The sequence below is a fragment of the Serratia sp. JSRIV004 genome (assembly GCF_019968705.1).
Classification (GTDB): domain Bacteria; phylum Pseudomonadota; class Gammaproteobacteria; order Enterobacterales; family Enterobacteriaceae; genus Chania; species Chania fonticola_B.
In genome coordinates, this window is record NZ_CP074140.1 from 476656 (window position 1) to 500505 (window position 23850).

The 23850-nt window shown below is 53.9% G+C and carries 24 protein-coding genes and 1 tRNA gene; 11 read left to right on the forward strand and 14 right to left on the reverse strand.

Annotation, left to right across the window (positions count from 1 at the left end; genetic code table 11):
* Positions 1-208 precede the first annotated feature (208 nt).
* Positions 209-1129 (forward strand): LysR substrate-binding domain-containing protein, encoded by a 921-nt coding sequence (locus tag KGP21_RS02060; protein ID WP_059199504.1) that lies wholly within the window; start codon positions 209-211, stop codon positions 1127-1129.
* An 86-nt stretch (positions 1130-1215) separates the two neighbouring features.
* Here the strand turns inward: KGP21_RS02060 and KGP21_RS02065 are convergent, their stop codons facing one another.
* Positions 1216-2319 (reverse strand): hypothetical protein, encoded by a 1104-nt coding sequence (locus KGP21_RS02065; RefSeq protein ID WP_094982821.1) that lies wholly within the window; start codon positions 2317-2319, stop codon positions 1216-1218.
* A 193-nt stretch (positions 2320-2512) separates the two neighbouring features.
* Here KGP21_RS02065 and KGP21_RS02070 point away from each other — a divergent pair, with 193 nt between their 5' ends.
* On the forward strand, positions 2513-2731 hold the full coding sequence (locus KGP21_RS02070; RefSeq protein WP_037376542.1) for a hypothetical protein: 219 nt from the start codon (positions 2513-2515) through the stop codon (positions 2729-2731).
* Positions 2732-2824: 93 nt separating this feature from the next.
* Here KGP21_RS02070 and KGP21_RS02075 read toward each other — a convergent pair.
* The 6 genes from KGP21_RS02075 to aspA all read right to left on the reverse strand — a co-directional run bounded on the left by KGP21_RS02075 (position 2825) and on the right by aspA (position 8661).
* Positions 2825-2900, reverse strand: a tRNA-Phe gene (locus KGP21_RS02075).
* A gap of 143 nt (positions 2901-3043) precedes the next feature.
* Positions 3044-3619 (reverse strand): transcriptional regulator, encoded by a 576-nt coding sequence (locus KGP21_RS02080; RefSeq protein WP_021807590.1) that lies wholly within the window; start codon positions 3617-3619, stop codon positions 3044-3046.
* 40 nt (positions 3620-3659) lie between these two features.
* Positions 3660-5375, reverse strand: coding sequence for a protein-disulfide reductase DsbD (locus tag KGP21_RS02085; protein WP_223537035.1), 1716 nt, complete (start codon positions 5373-5375; stop codon positions 3660-3662).
* A complete protein-coding gene (gene cutA / locus KGP21_RS02090) occupies positions 5351-5674 on the reverse strand; it encodes a divalent cation tolerance protein CutA (protein WP_021807588.1) in 324 nt (107 codons plus the stop codon). The genes KGP21_RS02085 and cutA overlap by 25 nt, the downstream gene beginning before the upstream one ends.
* Before the next feature lie 126 nt (positions 5675-5800).
* A complete protein-coding gene (locus KGP21_RS02095) occupies positions 5801-7102 on the reverse strand; it encodes an anaerobic C4-dicarboxylate transporter (RefSeq protein WP_024484767.1) in 1302 nt (433 codons plus the stop codon).
* A gap of 122 nt (positions 7103-7224) precedes the next feature.
* The gene (aspA, locus tag KGP21_RS02100; RefSeq protein WP_021807586.1) at positions 7225-8661 is read right to left on the reverse strand and encodes an aspartate ammonia-lyase; all 1437 of its coding nucleotides are present in this window, start codon (positions 8659-8661) and stop codon (positions 7225-7227) included.
* Between the two features lie 351 nt (positions 8662-9012).
* Between aspA and KGP21_RS02105 the strand changes: the two genes are divergently transcribed.
* The 4 genes from KGP21_RS02105 to KGP21_RS02120 all read left to right on the forward strand — a co-directional run bounded on the left by KGP21_RS02105 (position 9013) and on the right by KGP21_RS02120 (position 12478).
* Positions 9013-9504, forward strand: coding sequence for an FxsA family protein (locus KGP21_RS02105; RefSeq protein ID WP_223537039.1), 492 nt, complete (start codon positions 9013-9015; stop codon positions 9502-9504).
* A gap of 337 nt (positions 9505-9841) precedes the next feature.
* Positions 9842-10135 carry a co-chaperone GroES gene (locus KGP21_RS02110; RefSeq protein ID WP_004952634.1) on the forward strand — a complete coding sequence of 98 codons (294 nt, stop codon included), beginning with the start codon at positions 9842-9844 and terminating at the stop codon, positions 10133-10135.
* A gap of 48 nt (positions 10136-10183) precedes the next feature.
* The gene (groL, locus tag KGP21_RS02115; RefSeq protein ID WP_021807582.1) at positions 10184-11830 is read left to right on the forward strand and encodes a chaperonin GroEL; all 1647 of its coding nucleotides are present in this window, start codon (positions 10184-10186) and stop codon (positions 11828-11830) included.
* 303 nt (positions 11831-12133) lie between these two features.
* The gene (locus tag KGP21_RS02120; RefSeq protein WP_024484770.1) at positions 12134-12478 is read left to right on the forward strand and encodes a DUF4156 domain-containing protein; all 345 of its coding nucleotides are present in this window, start codon (positions 12134-12136) and stop codon (positions 12476-12478) included.
* 74 nt (positions 12479-12552) lie between these two features.
* Here the strand turns inward: KGP21_RS02120 and epmB are convergent, their stop codons facing one another.
* Positions 12553-13581 (reverse strand): EF-P beta-lysylation protein EpmB, encoded by a 1029-nt coding sequence (gene epmB, locus KGP21_RS02125; RefSeq protein WP_024530203.1) that lies wholly within the window; start codon positions 13579-13581, stop codon positions 12553-12555.
* A 42-nt stretch (positions 13582-13623) separates the two neighbouring features.
* On the opposite strand from epmB, the gene efp reads away from it, so the two are divergent.
* The 4 genes from efp to sugE all read left to right on the forward strand — a co-directional run bounded on the left by efp (position 13624) and on the right by sugE (position 15130).
* On the forward strand, positions 13624-14190 hold the full coding sequence (efp, locus tag KGP21_RS02130; protein WP_024484772.1) for an elongation factor P: 567 nt from the start codon (positions 13624-13626) through the stop codon (positions 14188-14190).
* A gap of 68 nt (positions 14191-14258) precedes the next feature.
* Complete coding sequence (locus KGP21_RS02135) at positions 14259-14390, forward strand: entericidin A/B family lipoprotein (RefSeq protein WP_021807578.1); 132 nt, start codon at positions 14259-14261, stop codon at positions 14388-14390.
* A gap of 120 nt (positions 14391-14510) precedes the next feature.
* Positions 14511-14642 (forward strand): entericidin A/B family lipoprotein, encoded by a 132-nt coding sequence (locus KGP21_RS02140; RefSeq protein WP_223537042.1) that lies wholly within the window; start codon positions 14511-14513, stop codon positions 14640-14642.
* A 170-nt stretch (positions 14643-14812) separates the two neighbouring features.
* Positions 14813-15130: a quaternary ammonium compound efflux SMR transporter SugE gene (gene sugE / locus KGP21_RS02145; RefSeq protein ID WP_021182101.1), complete on the forward strand. Its 318-nt coding sequence runs from the start codon at positions 14813-14815 to the stop codon at positions 15128-15130.
* Here the strand turns inward: sugE and blc are convergent.
* From blc to frdA, 5 genes are all read right to left on the reverse strand, one after another.
* Complete coding sequence (blc, locus tag KGP21_RS02150) at positions 15124-15657, reverse strand: outer membrane lipoprotein Blc (RefSeq protein WP_021807576.1); 534 nt, start codon at positions 15655-15657, stop codon at positions 15124-15126. The genes sugE and blc overlap by 7 nt on opposite strands.
* Positions 15658-15752: 95 nt before the next feature.
* Complete coding sequence (frdD, locus tag KGP21_RS02155; RefSeq protein WP_021182103.1) at positions 15753-16112, reverse strand: fumarate reductase subunit FrdD; 360 nt, start codon at positions 16110-16112, stop codon at positions 15753-15755.
* Between the two features lie 12 nt (positions 16113-16124).
* On the reverse strand, positions 16125-16517 hold the full coding sequence (frdC, locus tag KGP21_RS02160; protein WP_021182104.1) for a fumarate reductase subunit FrdC: 393 nt from the start codon (positions 16515-16517) through the stop codon (positions 16125-16127).
* Between the two features lie 16 nt (positions 16518-16533).
* On the reverse strand, positions 16534-17268 hold the full coding sequence (locus KGP21_RS02165) for a succinate dehydrogenase/fumarate reductase iron-sulfur subunit (RefSeq protein WP_223537044.1): 735 nt from the start codon (positions 17266-17268) through the stop codon (positions 16534-16536).
* Positions 17261-19063: a fumarate reductase (quinol) flavoprotein subunit gene (gene frdA, locus KGP21_RS02170; protein ID WP_021807575.1), complete on the reverse strand. Its 1803-nt coding sequence runs from the start codon at positions 19061-19063 to the stop codon at positions 17261-17263. The genes KGP21_RS02165 and frdA overlap by 8 nt, the downstream gene beginning before the upstream one ends.
* A gap of 403 nt (positions 19064-19466) precedes the next feature.
* Here frdA and epmA point away from each other — a divergent pair, with 403 nt between their 5' ends.
* Complete coding sequence (epmA, locus tag KGP21_RS02175; RefSeq protein ID WP_021807574.1) at positions 19467-20444, forward strand: elongation factor P--(R)-beta-lysine ligase; 978 nt, start codon at positions 19467-19469, stop codon at positions 20442-20444.
* 50 nt (positions 20445-20494) lie between these two features.
* Here epmA and mscM read toward each other — a convergent pair whose 3' ends face one another.
* Positions 20495-23848 (reverse strand): miniconductance mechanosensitive channel MscM, encoded by a 3354-nt coding sequence (mscM, locus tag KGP21_RS02180; protein WP_021807573.1) that lies wholly within the window; start codon positions 23846-23848, stop codon positions 20495-20497.
* Positions 23849-23850: the final 2 nt, after the last annotated feature.

Sequence of the window (23850 nt, forward strand, 5' to 3'; positions counted from 1 at the left end):
TGTCTCATTGTGTACATCTCTTGCAGGAGAAAAAAAGGTGAGTTTAATAACAGTTGAATTTTCCTTCTCAATTATCACAAATTATACACTTGGTCGTTAAGCTATCAGAACTGACACTCTTAAATAAAGAACTCGCGTTTACATTTTCCGCATCTGCATCTAAGCTTAAGTTGATTCATTCCAGAGTTGTCTCAATATAAGGTGAGTTATGAAAGAACTTCCAAAAATCAATCAGCTCAGGGATTTTCAGGCGATTATCTATTATGGAAACATCAGAACCGCTTCACAGGCCTTGTTCAAAACCCAGCCTGCGATGACCAAAAGCATCCAGGAGTTAGAGCGGATTTTGGGGGTGACCTTATTATCCAGAGGGCCACAGGGCATGGTGTTAACCAAAATGGGGCGTGTTTTTGAACACAGAGTTAACACGCTACTTAACGATCTGGAAAGAGCCGTAGATGAGTTGCATCAATTGAGTCAACAATCTCAGGGCAACGTAGTCTTTGGTTGCTCGCACCTGCCAGCTTTAAGTGTTCTCCCTTCTTTAGTCAATAAATTTCAAGTGGAACACCCAACATCCAATATTACCATTATTGAAGGGCAACTTTGTGAACTGGTGAGTTCACTTCGGTTAGGGCGATTGGATTTTTTTATTGGTATCGCGTCACCTGAAATATCAATGAGTGAGTTTATTGTCGAGCAACCGATCAATGCGGAATTTTGTATTATTGCCAGAAAGGGGCACCCTCTCTCTCATTGCCGCTCATTAAGCGAATTGCAAGGGGCGAAGTGGTATTTCCCCAGTACCAGAACCGGGTATTATAAAGAACTAGAGAAATTTATTTTCCCAAATGGGAAAACGAGCAAGGATATCGTGATTTATGGAGACTCATTGAGCATTGGTGAGCAAATGGTGTTAAATGAGGATTACTTTTTTATTGGACCCAGGGCAGTTCTCGATATTTCTTATGTAAAAGATCTTATCACCGTGATACCTATAAAAGAAAGATTGCCTGATGCCCTATATGTTATTATCCACAAACAACAACATGGGCTGACTCCGCTGGCAAAACAACTGATGGATGAAGTCAAAGCGGCGTGTTTAAAACTTCTCTCTGATGAGAATTGATTTTACGGAAGTTTGCTCCTCGGTGCTGGCTATCCAAGAAGGTGCGACCTAATTTGATCGCACCTTCCTTGACCAGACAGAGTCTTTTATAGTGGGAAACGTAATATGGCGTTAAGATCGGCACCGGAAGGTAAATCGTCGCTGCGTACGGCTAAAACTCTTGCTCCGGTAGCCATCGCTCTTTTGGCAATCTCATCAATTAAATCGTAGGCGTCATCCTCATCGTTGTCACTGAAAGTGATTAATCCTTGCTCATCAATGATGCCTTTCAGCTTGCAGTCGAGGTTAATCAGTAGCAAATCAATGGCGCCGAACGTGGCTGCTCTTGCCGCATCTGAAAGATCCTGAGTGACCCGGCGTTCTCCTAAGCGCGTTTCAAAGCGCGAGGCTAACGCGTTCAATTGCTCCTGATAATAGTTATCCATTAATGGCCGCACCAACGTTACCAATTCAGAAGTACCAAGGTGCTCTGCATTTTTGAAAAGCGTTTCATCTGCCAGGTTGGCCAACGAGTTTGTTGAACGGTAGATCGAGGCCAGCGGCTCGGTACTGACAAGGATAAGCGGAGAATCATGTCTGGCAAACAGTGGACGTAACGCTTGGTCAATTTTGCGAGTATATTGCGCGAGTCGCACTTTATGATGTGTCGCTCCATGATGGTGGTCATTCAATGCTGCATCCCCCATAGCATCCTTCATGGAGGTGGGCATCTCTGGCACTGTCATCTCTTCTGCGGGAGCGTCAGCAAAAAACTCGATCAGGCGCGTCTGGTTTTCAGAGAGTGCGAGGATGTAGGCCGAATGTGGGAAGGTTAACGCACGCAGTAGTGGTTTAAGGTAGAAACGTTTGCCCACCTCAAGTCGATTGGATAGCTCATTTGCCAGCCGGTAAGTTCGGATACTGTCTGGTGTTGCAAGCACCGCCAGGCTACGTGCATGCAGGTCCCAAAATGACTCATCTTCCAACACGGAACAAAGCTGTTCTTCCAACAAGGCAACACGGCGTTTATCCAGGCCACTGTCTGCAACCTGCAACAGCGCCTCCTTGATGAAGTTACCAAGTTGAATTTTACTGGCCTCTAAGTGCTGACGTAGAGGCGAGGTTTCAAGATAAATCGAGATACAAGCATCCGCATGAATATCGGCTAAATAGGTATATTCTTCACGGCTAGGGATATCAACATAAAGCATGTGCACCTCGCAAAATGACAAGATTATTTAGGTGGTACGGCTTCTTTGGGGTCTTTCCGCTAACATCTGTGGTGGGAGCCTTAAGCAGACAAACAGCCCGTACCTTAACAATAGTTGCTTCCTTGATGACCGGGGGACAATCAGGTGTTTTTTTATGCTGTTTTAATGAGGTACCCGTAACCCGGATCGCCTGATGTCATTCCTGTCACTTCTCAGAAAAGCGGTTGGTATGAACGAGCAAAAGCATGTTGCCGTCGTCTGCGAGCTTATAGGACTTGTATTACGTTTGGCTGCACGGATTTTTTGCGTCAGTGGAGCCATAGACAGGCCTACTGATAGTGAAAGAGGGGCAATATTAGCGAATCAGACTTTACTTTTGATTGTAGTCGCACAAGGGCTTGATGCTGAGTAAAGCTAGTGGGGGCTGGTTGGATGAGAGTATTAGGCAATCGTTGAGTCAGGCTGGAAAGCAAAAAACCCGCCATAGGCGGGTTCTTCTAAATAGTGGTGCCCGGACTCGGAATCGAACCAAGGACACGGGGATTTTCAATCCCCTGCTCTACCGACTGAGCTATCCGGGCAACGGGGCGCATTAAACCGTATTGGCCGTGCGGCGTCAACGGATTTGTGACGAAAAACGTGAAAACAGCGCCGATTGCTGGCTTTTCAGGCAAAGGCCGCGTAATTCTACCTCTGTTGCCACCAGATCACTGCATATCACGCTTTAGCTTAACGCACCGAACTGACGGCATTGGGCAATATGCAAGATATCTTCGGCCAGCCGTTTGGCGACGGCCACATCCTGCAACTGGCGTTTTATCAACAATTTACTCAGGCAGCCTTCCTGTACCAGCTCCATTTGCTGCGCTACCGAATCGGCGTCGTCGGCATCCATCTCACGTAACAGATCGCGGGTGAAGTCCAGCGAGGTGATCTTCTGCTGTTCGGCCAGTTGATGGATCGGGTGGTCGCTCTCTGGGAAGAAGCTACAGGCGGCAATAAACAGGCAGCCAGGGTAACGTTCATTCTGCACGTGTTCTGCCAGCACGTCGTAACGCGCCAGCAGCTTTTGCTGCGGGCTCAGCGTCTCATCAAGCTGCAACTGGCGGCGCCAGGTATCAATCTGCTGGCCGTGGTAGCGCAGGCAGTCATACAGCAGTGCCTCACGGTCCGGCCAGAACGGTTTGAAATCGCTGTATGGCACACCCAGTTTTTCTGCCAGCATTTCCAAGGTGGTGGTCGCCAGGCCCTGTTTTTCCAACAGCTCCAGGGCTGTATTTAAAACCTGTTCACGTTGCACTAGTGCTCCCTCCAAAAAATGTTCTGAAACTCAGTGTCGCTTACCGAGTGGTTTTCTGCAAATGTGCGTCGAAGGCTTCTGCGTTCATAAAGCCCGTCACGCGGGCTGCGGGTAACTCTTTGCCATCTCGGTCAAAAAACAAAATGGTCGGCAGGCCAAGCACCTGCAAGTGCTTGAGCAACGCTGCCTGCTCGGCATTGTTGGCCGTTACGTCGGCCTGCAGCAACACCGTATCGGCCAATTGGGTCTGCACCGCTGGATCGCTGAAGGTGTACTTCTCAAACTCTTTACAGGCGACACACCAGTCCGCGTACAGGTCCAGCATCACCGGCTTGCCCTGCGCCTGTTGCAGCGCCTGATTAAGCTGCTCAACGTTATTGATACGGGTGAAATTCAGATGTGGCTGGGCCGCCTGCTCAGAGGAGGTGTTACCGAATGCCCAGTCTTGCAATGGACGCGCCGAAATCACCAGCGCCGCCAACAACAGCACTTGGACGGCTCGCGTCCAGCCACGGGATGATTTCAGGCTCAGGACGAATGCCCAGCCGAAGAATGCCAGCCCGAGCAGGCTCCACAGGCGCAACCCCCAGACGTCGCCGATCACCCGCTCAAGCAGGAACACCGGCAGCGCCAGGATCACAAAGCCAAAGGCTTCCTTAACGTACTGCATCCACGGGCCGCTGCGTGGCAGCAGGCGGTTGCCGAACAGCGTCACAATCACCAGCGGGATACCCATCCCCAAGGCATACAGATAGAGTGTGCCACCACCGGCCCACATGTTACCGCTTTGGGCGATGTACAGCAGGATGGCGCTGAGAGGGGCGGTGGTGCATGGCGAGCAGATCAGGCCTGCCAGAGCGCCCATCACAAACACGCCCACCAGTGAGCCACCCTGCTGGGTGTTGCTCCAGTTGGCCAGCCGCGTTTGCAGTGACGAGGGGAGCTGCAAAGAGTAGCAGCCGAACATGGACAGAGCCAAGGCGACAAACAGCACCGACAGACCGATCAGCACGTAAGGGTGTTGCAGCGCGGCCTGGAACTGCAACCCGGCGGCGGCAACCACCAGGCCGAGCAGGGTATAGGTCAGCGCCATGCCTTGCACATACACCACGGCCAGCACCAGAATGCGCCCGCTGCTGTGTGGCCGCTCACGGCCCAGGATAATGCCGGAAATCAGCGGATACATCGGCAACACGCAAGGGGTAAACGCAATACCGATACCAATCAGCAAGGCCCACAGGGGGGAGAAGGGCAGATTGGCCGGTGCTGTTTCTGCTGGTGTTACGGCTACCGGTGCTGCGGGCTCTGCGGCAAGTGCCACTGCGCTCAGCGGGATCACGCGGGTTTCCGGTGGATAGCAGAAACCGGCCTCAGCACACCCTTGGTAGGTGACGCTCAGGCTGGCATTGTCACCCGCCTGCAACAGGGGAATGCTCAGGGCCAATGGCTCCTTGAATATCGCTACTTCACCAAAGAATTCATCTTTATGCTGCAGCCCGGCAGGCAGCTCGAACTGGCCTAGCGTTGCCTGCTGTGGCACCAGCTTGATTTGCTGGCGGTACAGGTAGTAACCAGGGCGGATTTGCCAGCTTAGCGTCAGCTGGGGGCCCTGTTGTTTAAAATCAAAGGCAAATGCCTGATCGACGGGGACGAACTGGTTGCCCGCGTTTTGGCCGAACAGTGAAGCCTGAGCCGCAGTGGGCAGGAAGAACAGGCTGCAAAGCAGCAATATCAGTTTAATGAGGCGTTGATCCATGACAGGTAATCTTTATCTCCAGCCATCACCGGCAGCACCAACAGTTCGGGTGTCTGGTACGGGTGATGTTGTTTCAGGTAGGTGAGTAGAGCTTGTTGATGCTGGCGATCGCTTTTAAACAGCATCTGCACTTCGTATTCCTGTTGCAGTTTCCCTTCCCAGTAATACAGTGATGTTGCCCCAGGCAGCAGCGTGGCGCAGGCCGCCAGTTTCTCCCCCAGGACGCGTGCCGCCAGCTCTTGCGCTGTGGCTTCATCGGGTGCGGTACAGAGTATGACGATAGCTTCGCAATCAGACATCTTTGGCCCTCTCAACCAGGTTTGGTAACAGGGCACTATACCCTGAAGCGGGGTTGGCTAGAAGGTTAGATTATCAGCAGCAGGGGAATGAGGAGGAGAAAGCGGGGCCGAAGCCCCGCTTGAGGATCACAGAATAACGCTGCCAATCAGGAAGCCGAAGATGACGGCAAACGCCACGCCCAAGGTGCCAGGGATCAGGAACGGGTGGTTAAACACGAAGCGCCCGATGCGCGTCGTTCCGGTATCGTCCATCTGTACCGCCGCCACCAGGGTAGGGTAGGTTGGCAGAATGAACAGGCCAGAAACGGCAGCAAAGGAAGCGATCGCCGTCAGCGGGGTGACGTTCAAGGCCAGCGCCATCGGCATCAACGCCTTGGCAGTGGCGGCCTGAGAGTACAGCAACGCCGAACAGAAGAAGAAGATCACCGCCAGTAACCAAGGATGGGATTGGATCACGGTACCCGCAGTCTCTTTGATCCAGTCAAGGTTGGCCTGCACAAAGGTGTCACCCAACCAGGCTACGCCCAGGATACAGATACAGGCGCTCATCCCGGCCTTAAAGGTGCTGGAGTTCAAAATCAGGTCGGTTTCGATGCGACACAGGATGGTGGTCAGGGTGGCCACGCTCAGCATGATGATCAAGATGGCATTGGTGGTGTTCATCAGCGGCGTCGTCACCAGACCCATGCTTGGGCTGTTGATGATGGCATACGCCACTACGCTCAGTACGCCAGCCAGGAACAGCAGCACGGAGGTTTTCGCACGCGGTTTGATCACGATTACGTTCTCACCACGCAGGGCAACCAGGCCTTCTTCGAAGCGCTTTTGATACACAGGATCGTCAGACAGCTTGGAATCAAACAACCAAGTGACCAGCAGCGACATCAGTATCACGGCCAGGAAGGTGGAAGGGATCACCACCATCAGCAAGTGTAGGTAACTCACGCCGTGGCCTTCCATAACGGAAGACATGTATACCACCGCTGCCGAGATAGGCGAGGCGGTAATGGCAATCTGCGCGGAAACCACGGCAGTAGACAGTGGGCGGCAAGGTTTGATGCCTTGTTCTTTGGCCACTTCTGCAATCACCGGCAGGGCCGAGAGGGAGATATTACCGGTACCGGCGAAGATGGTCAGGAAATAGGTGACGATTGGGGCCAGAATGGTGATGTATTTTGGGTTCTTGCGCAGCAGTTTTTCGGTTTGCTGCACCAGATAGTCCATCCCGCCAGCGACCTGCATGGCGGCGATAGCGGCGATAACCGCCATAATGATTGAAATAACGTCGAAGGGAATGCTGCCTGGCTTAACGCCAATCATCGCCAGCACCAACACCCCAAGACCGCCTGCAAAGCCTATTCCGATACCGCCCAGCCTGGCCCCCAAAAAGATGGCCAGTAGAACGATCACCAATTCTACTACTAGCATAGTGTTTACCCCTTAAAATGGATTTTTATGAAAACCAAACGTTACAAATTTGTGTTTTCGGAAAGAAAAAAGGCACGCTATCCAGAGGATTAGCGTGCCTTTCAGGCTACCGGATGAGTCTATTATTGTTCATTTTCATCTGTATAGCGTTTCGCCTTATATGCCGGGTGCATCAGGTTCTCTACGGAGAAGATATCATCCAGCTCAGCTTCGGTCAGTAAACCGCGTTCCAGCACGACTTCACGTACGCTCTTGCCGGTTTCAGCACAGATCTTGCCGACAATGTCACCGTTGTGATGGCCAATGAACGGGTTCAGATAGGTGACGATACCGATAGAGTTAAATACATAGTACTCGCACACTTCTTTGTTGGCGGTAATACCGTTAATGCATTTTTCCAGCAGGTTATAGCAGGCATTGGTCAGGATGTGAATGGATTCAAACATCGCCTGGCCAATCACCGGTTCCATCACGTTCAACTGCAGCTGGCCTGCTTCGGCGGCCATGGTAACGCAAGTGTCGTTGCCGATCACCTTAAAGCAAACCTGGTTAACCACTTCTGGGATCACCGGGTTCACTTTGGCTGGCATGATGGAAGAACCGGCCTGCAGTTCAGGCAGATTGATTTCGTTCAGGCCAGCGCGTGGGCCGGAAGACAGCAGACGCAGGTCGTTACAGATCTTGGACAGTTTGACCGCCAGGCGCTTGTGCGCACTGTGCACCATCACGTAGGCGCCACAGTCGGAAGTGGCCTCGATCAGGTCTTCGGCAGGGACCACCGGCAGGCCACTGACTTCCGCCAGTTTCTTAACCGCCAGATGTTGGTAACCTTCCGGGGTGTTCAGCGCGGTACCGATCGCCGTCGCGCCCAGGTTCACTTCCAGCAGCAACTCTGCGGTACGGTGCAGGTTACGGGTTTCTTCATTCAGCAACACGCTGAAGGCGTGGAATTCCTGGCCCAGGGTCATTGGCACCGCGTCCTGCAACTGGGTACGGCCCATTTTCAGGATGGTTTCGAACTCTTTGGCCTTACGGTCAAACCCTTCACGCAGTTGGTTGATAGCATCGATCAGTTTCTGGTTGGAGGCGTAAACCGCGATGCGGAACCCGGTTGGGTAAGCGTCGTTGGTAGACTGACACTTGTTGAGGTGATCGTTAGGGTTCAGGTATTGGTATTCACCCTTCTGGTGACCCATCAGCTCCAGGCCGATGTTGGCCAGTACTTCGTTGGTGTTCATGTTCAGCGAGGTGCCAGCACCGCCCTGGAACACATCCACCGGGAATTGATCCATGCATTTGCCTTTATCCAGTACTTCATCACATGCCTGGATGATGACGTCGGCAATTTTACGTGGGATGGTTTGCAGCTCTTTGTTTGCCATGGCGGCGGCTTTTTTTACCATCACCATGCCGCGCACAAACTCAGGAACGTCGCTGATTTTACTGTTGCTGATATAGAAGTTTTCAATCGCACGCAGAGTATGAACACCGTAGTAGGCTTCTGCAGGGACTTCACGTGTTCCTAATAGGTCTTCTTCGATACGAATGTTGTTTGACATGAGAACCTTCTCTATGTTGCTGCCGAATATAATTATGTGCAGGATAACAAAATAATGTTGCCGAGCGGGTCTACTGCGGAAGTATTGACCGCAGCTATTGTCGCTACCCAGATCATATGCTGGTTGGTAATAAATGAATGAACGTAGATCACTATATGGTGCTTCAGCAAATGACAGCTTTTGGTTTCTGTGAAGGGCTTCACGTTTGCGGCAAAGAGAATAAAAAAGATCGCCCGGTTGAAATGGCGGCGGGAAGCCCCCATTGTATGAAGGTTGGCCGATTGGCGGCCCCATTTATCACGTATGCGCCATCGGGCGGGTACGCCGACTCTACCTAGAGGAGAGAACCAGGTGCGCTGGTTACCGTTACTGCTGATATTTCTACTGGCTTACATAGAGATATCCTTGTTTATCAAAGTTGCCGCCGTGTTCGGCGTGGCAATGACGCTGCTGCTGGTGGTGTTTACCTCCTGCGTCGGCGTTTCCCTGGTGCGTAATCAGGGCATGAAGACCTTTGTGCAGATGCAACAGAAGCTGGCGGCGGGCGAAAGCCCGGCAGCGGAGATGGTGAAAAGCGTTTCACTGGTGCTGGCGGGCTTCCTGTTGGTGATACCGGGCTTCTTCACCGATTTCCTTGGCCTGTTGCTGCTGTTGCCGCCGGTGCAGAAATCGTTGACGCTGAAGTTGATGCCGCATCTGAACATTTATCGCCCAAGCGGTTGGGGTCAAGGCGGAGGTGCCGCTAATGGCAACACCTTCGACGGAGAATTCCAGCGCAAGCAAGACGACCGCTACACCTTGGATCATCAACCCGACGATCGCGACAAGCGTGACGATCGCTGATATTTCCCCTCACCCTAACCCTCTCCCAAAGGGAGAGGGGACCGAACGTGCCACATTTGCCCCCGCTACCTGACCGCGACTCTGGACTACCCCCTCTCCCTAAACAAGTGCCCATGTGTTATCCGGTCCGTATAGTGGGAGAGGGTCGGGGTGAGGGGGGAGATTGGCCGCGTTTTTGCTAATGGCGTTCACCGCAGGCCATCAAATCGAAAATTTTTTTGCTGCTGCCCCTTGAAGGGGGATGGAACGCCCCCATTTCAAATCCCACGGAGCCGGTATCAATAATCTGGCGCACAACCCTAAATCTGATAGAAACCTTCTTACAGGAGAGCGTTCAATGAGTATTCGTCCATTGCATGACCGCGTTATCGTCAAGCGCAAAGAAGTTGAATCAAAATCTGCTGGCGGCATCGTTCTGACTGGCTCTGCAGCGGGTAAATCTACTCGTGGTGAAGTGGTAGCCGTTGGTAAAGGACGTGTTCTGGAAAGCGGCAACATCCAGCCGCTGGATGTGAAAGTAGGCGACATCGTGATTTTCAACGACGGTTACGGCGTGAAAGCAGAGAAGATCGACAATGAAGAAGTGTTGATCATGTCCGAAAGCGACATTCTGGCAATTGTTGAAGCGTAATAACGCTTTATAAATCTTCTGAACTGAACGAGTTGAAGGGAAATACCAATGGCAGCTAAAGACGTAAAATTCGGCAATGACGCTCGCGTGAAGATGCTCCGCGGTGTGAATGTTCTCGCTGATGCAGTAAAAGTGACTCTGGGCCCGAAAGGCCGCAACGTAGTGCTGGATAAATCCTTCGGCGCTCCTACCATCACCAAAGATGGCGTATCTGTTGCTCGTGAAATCGAACTGGAAGACAAGTTCGAGAACATGGGTGCACAAATGGTGAAAGAAGTTGCCTCTAAAGCGAACGACGCTGCGGGCGACGGTACCACCACTGCAACCGTACTGGCTCAATCCATCATCACCGAAGGCCTGAAAGCTGTGGCTGCCGGCATGAACCCGATGGACCTGAAGCGCGGTATCGACAAAGCGGTTATCGCTGCAGTTGAAGAGCTTAAAAAACTGTCTGTACCTTGCTCTGACTCTAAAGCTATCGCTCAGGTAGGCACCATCTCTGCAAACTCCGACGAAACTGTGGGTAAACTGATTGCAGAAGCGATGGAGAAAGTGGGCAAAGAAGGCGTGATCACCGTTGAAGAAGGCACCGGCCTGCAAGACGAGCTGGACGTGGTTGAAGGTATGCAGTTCGATCGCGGCTACCTGTCTCCGTACTTCATCAACAAGCCAGAAACCGGTTCTATCGAGCTGGAAAGCCCGTTCATCCTGCTGGCTGACAAGAAAATCTCCAACATCCGTGAAATGCTGCCAGTGCTGGAAGCCGTTGCGAAAGCGGGCAAACCACTGCTGATCATTGCTGAAGATGTTGAAGGCGAAGCGTTGGCTACCCTGGTGGTTAACACCATGCGTGGCATCGTGAAAGTGGCTGCGGTTAAAGCACCTGGCTTCGGCGACCGTCGTAAAGCCATGCTGCAAGACATCGCTACCCTGACTGCCGGTACCGTGATCTCTGAAGAGATCGGTCTGGAGCTGGAAAAAGCTACCCTGGAAGATCTGGGTCAGGCAAAACGCATCGTAATCAACAAAGACACCACCATCATCATCGATGGCGTGGGCGACGAAACCACCATTCAGGGTCGCGTCTCCCAGATCCGTCAGCAGATCGAAGAAGCGACCTCTGACTACGATCGTGAAAAACTGCAAGAGCGTGTTGCTAAACTGGCTGGCGGCGTTGCCGTTATCAAAGTTGGCGCCGCAACTGAAGTTGAAATGAAAGAGAAGAAAGCCCGCGTTGAAGATGCCCTGCACGCTACCCGTGCTGCGGTAGAAGAAGGCGTGGTTGCTGGCGGTGGCGTAGCGCTGATCCGTGTAGCAGACAAAATTGCTGGCCTGAAAGGCGATAACGAAGACCAGAACGTGGGTATCAAAGTTGCCCTGCGTGCTATGGAATCTCCACTGCGTCAGATCGTGATCAACGCCGGTGAAGAAGCTTCTGTGATTGCCAACAAGGTGAAAGCAGGCGAAGGCAGCTTCGGCTACAACGCTTACACCGAAGAATACGGCGACATGATCGCGATGGGTATCCTGGATCCAACTAAAGTGACCCGTTCTGCTCTGCAGTACGCGGCCTCTGTAGCTGGCCTGATGATCACCACCGAGTGCATGGTCACTGACTTGCCGAAAGAAGACAAGTTAGACATGGGTGGCGCTGGTGGTATGGGCGGCATGGGTGGTATGGGCGGAATGATGTAATTCCCCTCACCTCTGTGAGCTAACCACAAAACCCGGCTTCGGCCGGGTTTTTTTATTCCTTTCTTCTGTGTGGGGCTGAATATCGTGCCCGTTTTTTTCAACGTCAGCGGCTAACGATGCGTCAGTGCTGAATTTGATGATATTTTTGCAGACCGTATCTATTAAGCGTGTAAACTGATAGTTCATCAGCTGTCGCTCAAGACGTTGACCAGGCACCTGTGGCCGGTGGCAACGGATGCTTAAGAGATGGCAACGCTTTCTGATAAGCTTTTGCGTAATTCTCAACATCATATGGGGAACAAGATGCGGATTAAAGCCTTACTGGGTCTATCGGCAGCGCTGCTGCTGGCAGGGTGCAGCAGCACCAATGAACTGACCGCCGCAGGTCAACAGGTCAAATTTACCGACACCAAGCCCGCAGCAGAATGCCAGTTGGTAGGCGAAGTCACCGGCACTCAGAGCAACTGGCTGTCGGGGAGTGGTGGTGAGGGCAGCTCTATGCGCGGCGCGGCTAACGATCTGCGCAACAAGGCAGCAGCAATGGGCGGCAACGTGATTTACGGTGCGACCAGCCCAAGCCAGAACCTGCTTTCAAGTTTTGCACCGCTGGACAGCAAAATGATCGGCCAGGTGTATAAGTGCCCATAACGCTGGCATAAGCACCCGTATAAAACAAAAGAGGAATGCCTAGGCATTCCTCTTTTTGCATTCATGTAGGCCACTTAGCTTTGCGTCAGGCGTAGATCCAACGGTGTTTTGCTGGGTTCGCCGCCGACTTCACGGGTCAGACGGGGTACCAGATAGCCGGAAACCTTGCTTAGCAAACTTTTCACGATCGCACGAGCCTCGTCGTCGCTGACCATAAAGTGGGCCGCGCCCTGCACTTTATCCAACACGTGGAGGTAGTAGGGCAGGATACCCGCATCAAACAGGGCGTTACTCAGCGTTGCCAACGTATCCGCGTTATCATTGATCCCCCGTAGCAGCACGCTCTGGTTCAGCAGCGTCACTCCGGCGCTACGCAACTGTGCCATACTGGCGCGCAGCGGTGGGTCAATCTCGTTGGCATGATTGATATGGGTGACCATCAGCACCTGCAGGCGCGATGCCGAGAAGCGTTGGCACAGCGTGGCGGTGATGCGGGCAGGGATCACCACCGGCAAGCGAGTATGAATACGCAGGCGTTTGAGGTGTGGGATGGCCTCCAGTTCCCCGATCAGCCAATCCAGCTCATGGTCTTTGGCCATCAGCGGATCGCCCCCGGAGAAAATAATTTCATCCAGTTCCGGGTGTTGACGGATATACTCCAACGCTTGAAGCCAGTTTGCCTTGTTGCCCTGGTTCTCCTGATAGGGGAAATGACGGCGGAAACAGTAGCGGCAGTTAACCGCACAGCCGCCTTTTACCAACAGCAGGGCACGGTTGCGATACTTGTGCAGCAACCCCGGCACCACGCTGCGCTGTTCATCCAGCGGATCGGTCGTGAAGCCTGGGGCATCGATGAATTCTGCGCTGGCGGTGAGTACCTGGCGCAGCAGCGGGTCATTGGCATCACCGGGTTGCATACGCGCGGCAAAGGCTCGCGGCACGCGTAGCGCAAACAGGCGGCGTGCATCGCGCCCCTGTGGCAGTTCCGGGTGCGTATTTAGTGACAGAAGCTGCAGTAATTCATCTGGGTCGGTAATAACATCGGCGAGTTGATGCAACCAATCTTCTCTATGCGCCGTGTTTTGGGTTATAATGTGTGCCATTTTTTTGGCTAAGCTACCAGTTTAAATTTTCAGAGGGCCATCATGGCGACTTATTCTAGCAACGATTTCCGTCCGGGTCTTAAAATCATGTTCGAAGGCGAACCTTACGCTGTCGAATCCAGCGAGTTCGTCAAACCAGGTAAAGGCCAGGCTTTTGCGCGTGTAAAAATGCGTCGCCTGCTGACCGGCACCCGCGTTGAGAAAACCTTTAAGTCTACCGACTCCTGCGAAGGCGCGGACGTGGTAGATACCAACATGAACTACCTGTACAACGACGGTGAGTTCTACCACTTCATGCACCCTGAGACTTTTGAACAGCATCAGGTTGAAGAGAAAACCGTTTCTGACGTGGCGAAATGGCTGCAGGACAACGCGGAATGTATCGTCACCCTGTGGGATGGCCGTCCTATCGCTGTGCTGCCACCGAACTTTATCGAAGCAGAAATCACTGATACCGATCCAGGCCTGAAAGGCGATACCGCAGGGACCGGCGGCAAGCCAGCTACCCTGAGCACCGGCGCCGTAGTTAAAGTGCCATTGTTCGTGCAGATTGGCGAAGTGATCAAGGTTGACACCCGCTCTGGCGAATACGTCTCCCGCGTTAAATAAGTTTCAACACAGAGGAACCCCGTGGTTCCTCTGTGTTATCCCTTCCCGTCACACGTTGGCAGAACCGCATGATGAAGAAAACGCTGTTGGCCGTGGTCTCTCTGTTGTTGCTGATGTCTCTCAGCGGCTGTAATACCTTCCGTGGTTTTGGTGAAGACGTTCAACACCTAGGCGGCGCGATTTCCCGCAGTGCCAGCTGATACCGATTAGCGCCATTAATCGGATAATGCAGAAGAATCCGTTTATTCCGGCAACCCTCCTGATTTTTACTACGCTTAGAGAGCTACACTTTTTCACTAATAACGAATAAGGGTAATCTTATGCTGAAGAAAACTATGTTCGCCATTTTTTCCTTGTTGATCCTGTCATCGCTGGTGGGCTGTAATACTACCGAAGGTGTGGGCAAAGATGTTGAAGCTGGTGGTCAGGCGATCCAGCGTAGCGCACAGTAAATTCCTTTGGGTTCAACGGTATTCCACGGCAGCGCTTGATTTTCCCTTCCGTGGAATACCCATTTAATTCTCTTGTTTGCTATAATCCACGTCTTCAATCAGCCAAGTGGGACGACCCGCCTGCGCTTCTGTTGTTTGGGGACGACCCCATAAGTTCTGGAGCCAGTGTCATGGCATGGATCATTTTGCTTTTTGCGGGCCTGTTAGAGGTCGTCTGGGCTATTGGCCTGAAATATACCCACGGTTTTACCCGTTTGACCCCCAGTTTGATTACCGTCGCTGCGATGGTGGTGAGCATGGTATTGCTGGCGCACGCCATGAAAACGTTGCCTGCGGGCACGGCTTACGCCGTGTGGACCGGGATTGGGGCGGTGGGCGCGGCGGTAATGGGCATGGTGCTGCTCGGTGAGTCGACCAATATCATGCGTATTCTCAGCCTGTGCCTGATCGTGGCCGGGATCCTGGGGCTAAAATTCAGCAGTCAATGAGTGGGCTGCTGATTGACCCAGATTAACGCTTCGGTATCAAAGCCGTAGCCCTTGGCAATCTGCACCAGTCTGTCGCGCGTGGCGGCTTCCAACGTCGGCGTGCGCGACAATATCCACAGATAGTCGCGGTTTGGGCCACTAACCAGCGCATAGCGGTACTCCGGATCGAGTTCGATGACGTTATAGCCGCCATAGAAAGGGCCGAAAAATGAGACTTTCAGCGAGGCCGTTTGCGGCGAGCCGATAAAGTACGCCTTGCCTTCGCTCTCCTGCCACTGCTGTTTTTTGCTATCGAAACCCCGGTTAATCACCTTCAGACCGCCGTCTGTGCGCGGGCTGTAATTGGCCGTAACCTGCTCCAGGCCTCGTTCAAAGCGATGATCCAGACGCGCGATTTCATACCAGGTGCCCAGATAGCGTTTGCTATCGAAGTTATCTATGACCTTGACGTCCTTCGGGGGTGTCACGCTACAGGCAACGGAAGCGAGGGCGGATAAAATGACGCAAAGCTTTGACCAAAAACGCATGAGTGACTCCTGTTTTTCAGTTACAGATAAACAGTGTAGTCGAAAGAGTGGGAGTAGCGGAATAGGCGGCCAACGGGAGTTGGCCGCCAGAGGTCTTACAGCGTGACGACCCCGATCAGGGTAACGACGCTCAGGATGGCTGCCAGGCCGTAGAACACCCATTTGCCTGCAGGCACGTGGATTTTCAGATCGTGCATGGCATGGTGGATACGGTGTAGCCCGCACCATAATGGCAAAATGATCATCAGCAGCAGGAACAGGCGGCCGATCCAGCTTTGGCAAAACGCCAGGACGCGCTCATAACCTAAAGCTTCGCCAGGGAACAGGCCGAGTGGCAACAGGATGCCGACCAGCAGCACGATAGCTGGAGCAACGATCGCTCCCCACATACCGCCAGCGCCAAATAATCCCCAGAAAACCGGCTCGTCAGAGCGTTTAGGTGATTGATTTATCATGTTTCCTCCGGATTACAGTAACGCTACGGCGAGAATGATCACGGTGACGACGATCGTCACTGCCCACAGCGCCTTAACGATTGGCTCCGGCCCCATTTTCTCGCTGTTGACGACAATGTTGGCGGCTTTCGGTGCCAGATCGAACCAGGTTTTGGTATGCAGTGCGGCGGCCAGCAGGGCGATGATGTTAATCAGCAGCACCAGCGGGTTTTGCAGGAAGCCGACAAACCCGGCCCAGCTTTCAGGGCCACCCTTCAGGGCAAAGACGCCGTAGATCAGCACGATGCTGAACCACACCGCCAGCACCGAAGTGCCTTCACGCAGCATGTAGAAACGGTAGAAACCCAGCTTTTGCCACCAGGTTGGCGTCATGGTACGCACATAGGGCTTACGTTGTGTTGTCATTGCTGTCTCCCCTCCCTTATTGCGGTTTCAGCATTGCGATCATGAAGTCTTTGGCACTCTCTACCTTGCCCTGCTGGATCGCAGCGGCCGGGTCGACGTGTTTCGGACAGACTTCAGAGCAGTAGCCAACAAACGTACAGGACCAGACACCGTTCTGGCCGTTAAGCAGCGGCATACGCTGTTTCTTGCCGTGGTCGCGGTTATCCAGGTTATAACGGTGCGCCAGCGTAATCGCCGCCGGGCCGATGAATTCCGGATTCAGGCCGAACTGTGGGCAAGCGGCATAGCACAGGCCACAGTTGATGCAGCCGGAGAACTGGTGATACTTCGCCATTTGCGCCGGGGTTTGCACGTTCGGGCCATCTTCCGGCTTGCGATCGTTGCCGATGATGTAAGGCTTAATCGCTTCCAGGCTCTCGATAAAGTGGGTCATATCCACCACCAGATCGCGCTCGATCGGGAAGTTGCCCAACGCCTCAACCTTCATGCCATCGGTATATTCACGCAGGAAGGTTTTACAGGCCAGCTTAGGCACACGGTTGACCATCATGCCGCAAGAGCCACAGATGGCCATACGGCACGACCAGCGGTAGGACAGGTCTGGCGCCAGGTTATCTTTGATATAGCCCAGTGCGTCCAGCAGCGAAGTCTGCTCATCGTAAGGTACGCTGAAGGTCTCGAAATGCGGCTCGGCGTCGCGTTCCGGGTTATAGCGCATGACCTCGATTTTCAGGGGTTTCAGCTCAGCCATTCGCCTGCTCCTTATCCTTTCTCTCTTTGTCCTGCGCTTCGGCTGCGGCGCCATAAACACGCTGGGCCGGTGGCAGTTTGGTAATTTTCACGTCGCTGTACTCCAGGCGTGGTGCACCGTTCGGGTTATGGAACGCCAGCGTATGTTTCAGGAAGTTCACGTCGTCACGTTCGGTACAACCTTCGTCGAGACGCTGGTGTGCGCCGCGCGATTCTTTACGGTTGAAGGCCGAGTGCGCCATACATTCGGCAACGTCCAGGCCATAGCCTAGCTCGATGGTGTACAGCAGATCGGTGTTGAACACGCTGGAGTTGTCGGTAATTTTGACGCGCTTGAAGCGCTCTTTCAGCTCCGCCAGCTTATCGATGGTTTTCTGCATCAGCTCCGGCGTACGGTAGATACCACAGCCTTCTTCCATCGACAGGCCCATTTCATCGCGGATCTTCGACCAGTTCTCGCTACCTTCTTGCTTCATCAGATTGCTGAGGCGGGTTTCCACGTCGCGGCCTTGTGCTTCCAAAGCGCTGCCGTTGGCCGGGCCACTTTCCAGCGCGCGGCGGGCTGCGTGTTCACCTGCCACACGCCCAAACACCACCAGCTCAGCCAGCGAGTTGGAACCCAGGCGGTTCGCGCCGTGCAGGCCAACCGAGGAACATTCGCCGACGGCGAACAGGCCTTTGATGCGGGTTTCACAGTTTTGATCGGTTTCGATACCGCCCATGGTGTAGTGCGCGGTTGGACGGACCGGGATTGGATCCTTAACGGGATCGACACCCACGTAGGCTTTCGACAGTTCACAGATGAACGGCAGACGCTCCAGCAGTTTCTTCTCGCCCAGGTGGCGCAGATCCAGATAGACCACGTCGCCGCGCGGGGTGGCGATGGTGCGGCCAGCACGCCATTCATGCCAGAAAGCCTGCGACACTTTGTCACGCGGGCCCAGCTCCATATATTTGTTTCTTGGCTCACCCAGCGGGGTTTCCGGGCCCATACCGTAGTCTTGCAGGTAGCGGTAGCCGTCTTTGTTAACCAGAATACCGCCTTCACCGCGGCAGCCTTCGGTCATCAGGATGCCAGAGCCTGGCAGGCCGGTTGGGTGATATTGCACAAACTCCATATCGCGCAGTGGCACGCCGTGATGGAACGCCATCCCCATACCGTCGCCGGTGACGATGCCGCCGTTGGTGTTATAACGATAAACACGGCCCGCACCGCCGGTGGCCATGATGACCGCGTTGGCACGGATCTGCACGCGGGTGCCTTCCATCATGTTCATGGCAACTACGCCGCGCGCCTGGCCATCATCCACCAGTACGTCCAGCACGAAGTGCTCGTCGAAACGTTGGATTTGTGGGTACTTCAGCGAAGTCTGGAACAGAGTGTGCAGCATGTGGAAGCCGGTTTTATCGGCGGCAAACCAGGTACGTTCAATCTTCATGCCACCAAAGCGGCGCACGTTGACCGAACCGTCTGGCTTACGGCTCCACGGGCAACCCCATTGCTCCAACTGGGCCATTTCACGTGGGCAGCTGTGAACAAAGTGGTCGACCACGTCCTGCTCACACAGCCAGTCGCCACCGGCTACGGTGTCCTGGAAGTGATAGTCGTAGCTGTCGTGATCCTGAGTGACTGCGGCGGAGCCCCCTTCGGCGGCTACCGTGTGGCTACGCATTGGATATACTTTAGATATCAGTGCGATTTTCAGTTGGGGATTGGCTTCCGCGGCGGCTATAGCGGCCCGTAAACCAGCTCCCCCGGCACCAATGATGGCTAGGTCGGCGTTAAAGGTTTGCACTGCACTCCTCCAATGTTCTCGTTAAAACGACAATTTAATTAATCTATGCTTAATATTTATAAAGGTGCTTCGGGTGCTAAGCTAAATTCAGTGACTTTTTAAACTAAACACTAAGGATAGATTACCGCTACCGAATATAGGGTTATCACTATACCTAAAGTTAAGTAGTAGAAATTTGATGTGATCGATTGTTTTGCCTTTTAACCGTTACGCAAGAGGCATTCCTGCAAAAATAAGGTGTTGCCTCGCCTTTGTCTTTGATTAGCGCGATTGTCGGTGGTTTATATGGCTTATATGTTTTTTATGATTTTAATGTAGACCAGCGCACACAATAGCCAAGAATTTGTTTGCTTGAGAGGATGCGAGTAGACTGCACCCCCTGTTTGATTTCGGAGTAATTACCATGAGCGAAACGGCAAGCTGGCAGCCAAGTGCACCCATCGCCAATTTGTTGAAGCGCGCAGCGATACTGGCTGAGATCCGGCGTTTCTTTGCCGATCGTGGCGTATTGGAGGTGGAGACCCCGGCGATGAGCCAGGCGACAGTCACCGACATCCACCTGGTCCCGTTCCAGACGCGTTTCGTCGGCCCGGGCGCGGCAGATGGCCTGACGCTGTACATGATGACCAGCCCGGAATACCACATGAAGCGCCTGCTGGCGGCAGGGAGCGGCCCGATCTATCAGCTGGGGCGCAGCTTCCGTAATGAAGAAGCGGGGCGGCATCACAACCCTGAATTCACCATGCTGGAATGGTATCGCCCGCACTATGATATGTATCGCCTGATGAACGAGGTGGACGATCTGCTGCAACAGGTACTGGATTGCGACAGCGCCGAAACCCTGTCCTATCAGCAGGCGTTCCTGCGCCATCTGGATCTCGATCCGCTGTCGGCGGAGAAGGCACAGCTGCGTGAGGCTGCGGCCAAGCTCGATCTGAGCAACATTGCCGATACGGAAGAAGACCGCGATACCCTGCTGCAACTGCTGTTTACCGTGGGCGTCGAACCCCATATCGGCCGTGATAAACCGGCATTCGTTTACCACTTCCCGGCCTCACAGGCCTCGTTGGCAGAAATCAGCACCGAAGATCACCGTGTCGCAGAGCGGTTCGAGGTCTATTTCAAAGGTCTTGAGTTGGCGAATGGTTTCCGCGAGTTGACTGACGGCGATGAGCAGCGCCAGCGCTTTACGCAGGACAATCGTAAACGCGTGGCGCGTGGCTTGCCGGAGCACCCGATTGATAACAACCTGCTGGATGCCCTGAAGCATGGTATGCCGGAGTGTGCGGGCGTGGCATTGGGCGTCGATCGTTTGGTGATGTTGGCGTTGGGAGCCGAAAGCCTGAGCGAAGTGATCGCGTTTCCGGTCAGCCGGGCATAACGTTTTTGCCTCAATGAAAAAGGGTTCGGCTTGCCGAACCCTTTTTGCTTTTATAGCCCGCCCGACTCGCGGCGCGTGTTGCGCGGTGGAGTTGAAGGCGGTGTGCGGCCATTACTGGTCATGCGCGACAGCGTCTCGGTGCGAACCTGGAACGGTGGGTATGGCAGCGTGATGCCGTGTTCACGGTAACCCGCCAGGATCAACTGGTGGATCTCATGGCGTAACGGCATGCGGTGGCCCATTTCGGCGGCGTAGATACGCAGTTCGAAGATCTGAATACCCTGTTGCAGATCGACCAGATAGGCTTCCGGTGTTGGGTTATCCAGCACCAGTGAGCAACGTTCGGCAGAGTTGATCAGGATCTTGGTCACCTCTTCCGTATTCGCCTCTGCCGGTGCCGGTACGGTCAACACCACACGAGTCAGCGTGTCGGACAGCGACCAGTTGATAAACTGCTCGGTGATAAAGGCCTTGTTAGGCACGATAATCTCTTTGCGGTCCCAGTCTGAAATGGTAGTGGCACGGGTATTGATCTTGGTAACCGTGCCCGTCAGGTTACGGATTGTCACCGTATCGCCGATGCGGATCGGTTTTTCAAACAGAATGATCAGGCCTGAAATAAAGTTGGAGAAGATCTCCTGCATACCAAAGCCCAAGCCCACGCTGAGCGCGGTGACCACCCATTGCAGTTTTGACCACTCGATACCGATCCAGGAAAAACTGAGGATCGCCCCGAACAGCAGCAACAGATACTTGGTGATGGTGGTAATGGCGTAGCCGGTGCCAGGCGTCAGATCCAGATGCTGCAACACCGCCAACTCGAGCAATGCTGGCAGGTTACGCACCAGCTGCATGGTGACGATCAGCACCAGGATGGCGATCAGCAGCGCCCCCAAGGTGATCGGCTGAGCGATATCGATGCCATTCACCGTGGAATTGACATCCCAGAGCTTGATATTTTCCAGGAAGCCGAAGGCCGAGTGGATCTCTGACCACAGGACGATCAACGAGACCAGTGCCACCATCGTCAGGATCGAACGCACCAACCTCAGCGACTGGGCGCTGATGGCATCCAGATCGATTTCCGTTTCATCTACCTCAATCGCACCTTCGATGCTGTTAGGGGTATGTGTGGATTCTTCTTCGCCTTTGGCACGCTGCGCCAGGATATCGGCACGGCGCTGTTTGGCACGATCAAAGGCGATGCGACGCCGTTGGATCAGCATCCAGCGGCGGATAATGTGGTAAATCACCAACAGCAGGAACCAGATGGCAACCGAGGTCTCCAGGCGTGCCAGCAGCTTCTGTGCGGTGGTCAGATAGCCGACGGTGGAAGCCAGCGCAGCAATCAGCGGTGCGGAAAGCAACAGCCCCCACAACGCGGTGTTAATCAGATTTTCACCGGAGCCTTTGTTATCCAGATACAGTGGAATACCGGCCCGCTTCAAGCTGTTGGTGACCAGAGCCAGCGCCAGACAGAGCAGAATGAAGCACAGGCGGCCAAGGGTATTGGCGAATTCACGATCGTTGAGATTGTCGAAGGTGATCAGCGCCATAATCAACGGCACGATCAGCCAGATCGACATCTGGTAATAACGCATGGCGCGGGAAACCTGCTTCACCGGCCAGCCGAAATGCACGATGAACAACCCCTGCGGATGGGCGAAGGCGGCGCTGATCATACAGATCCACAACACTGGCAGCGTGGCGGTGACGCCCTCACCAATTGCGACAGCAACCGGATACGGCCAGGCATTCTGCAAGCCGAAGCCCAGCGCTGCCCACAAGACTGGCAGCGGCAAGGCCACCAGGATTGACCAAAATACGGTACGCAGCGTCAGCAGGAATTCATCTTGCGTGACCTTGCCTACTCTACTGCTGGCCCGTGCCAGGAACGCATGGTAATGCTTGCGCGAACTGATGCTGAAAATCACCAACAGCACCGCACCAAACAGCGGGATCAAGGTTTCCCGGCTAGTGACCATCATCACAAAAGCGCCGCTGAGCTGCGTCAGGGTATCCAGTGACAGTACACGGGTCAGATCCTGTGCCACATTGAGCGGATACGACAGGGTGATGGGGCTGACATCTGGTACCCAGAACAGGTAACGGTGCGCTGCATCCTGAATTTCGTTCAGCGCATCGACCAACTGGGTGTTGGCCACCTTCAGTTTGGTCAGCTCAAGGATCTGGGTATCGCAGCCGGAAAGCAGCGAATTCAGTAGCTCACGCTGGGTGCGTAGCTGGGCATCGACGATACGCTGCTGGGCGCTGGTCAGGGGGCTACCGTCGTCTTGTTTAAGCTCTTTAGCTCGCTGAGGCAGGCTCTCCAGCTGGTTTTCAAAATTCAGGCGTTGAACGCGCAGATCGGCCATGGCGCTGTCCAACTGCCGGGGTTTTGGCATTTCAGGCAAGATGGCGACCTGGGCGCGCAGGGTTTCCCCCAGTGCAGTAGAGGCGCTCAACCATTGGGACTGCTCAATGATGGTGCTCAATGCTTGGCGTACCTGCAACGTTTGTGCGGCGGCCTGGCGCTGTTGGGAAGAGATCAGATCCATCTGTTGCGCCTGATCGTTCAACGCAGCAGAAAGTTCACGGTTGATTTGCAGCTGCTTGCGCAGGCTGGCGGGTAAATCGCCATTCTGTTCGGCCAATTGCTCGGTTTTTTCCAGCGCCCGTTCCGCTTCCCGTTGGCGTTGGCTGTTGAGGTTGTTACGCAGCGCCTGTAACTGGACATCAATTTTTTCATGCCGCGTTTTGTAGACATCGGCACGCATCCGCGCCAGTTCCTGGCGGTTATTGGCCGAGAGTTGAGCCAGATCCAGCTCATCCACTTTCGCTTTACGTGCCGCCGCTTCTGCCTGTAACAGAGCAAGCTGCGCCAGTGCCAACGGTGTGGTTTGGTTATTGCCTTGAGCCTGTAGGCGGCGCTGAACTTCCGTTAACGCGCGCCGGGCTTCGGTTTGTTGCTGTGGCAGTTGGCTGAGAGAGTCGCTGATCTCGCGTGTCCGGTCCTGCTCCTGTTGCAACAAGCGGGCCTGTTCCAGCAGTTGGCTGCTGGTTTGCAGGATTAACTGTTCCAGATCGCTGGCGGGCAGGTTTTCACCGTTGGGCAGGATTTTGGTTTCTTCGAGGGTAAGCTGGCGGCGCAGTTCCTGCGTCATCTTCGGGAAATCGTCGATCACCCGCTGATACTGCTGGGAATTGTTCTGCGACTCTTTGCGTTCGGTGAGCCAGTTGATGGCGCTTTGCAGCGCCTCAACCGTTTCCGCCTGATTAGGCGCGTTTTTATTGCCCTCGGCCAGCTTCAGTTCTTGCCGTAACTGGGACTCGTTGGGGATCGCGGCGGCGAGAGCCGGCTGGATCAGTAGCAGGCTGAGCAATAAAGCGATAATCAGGCGCACAG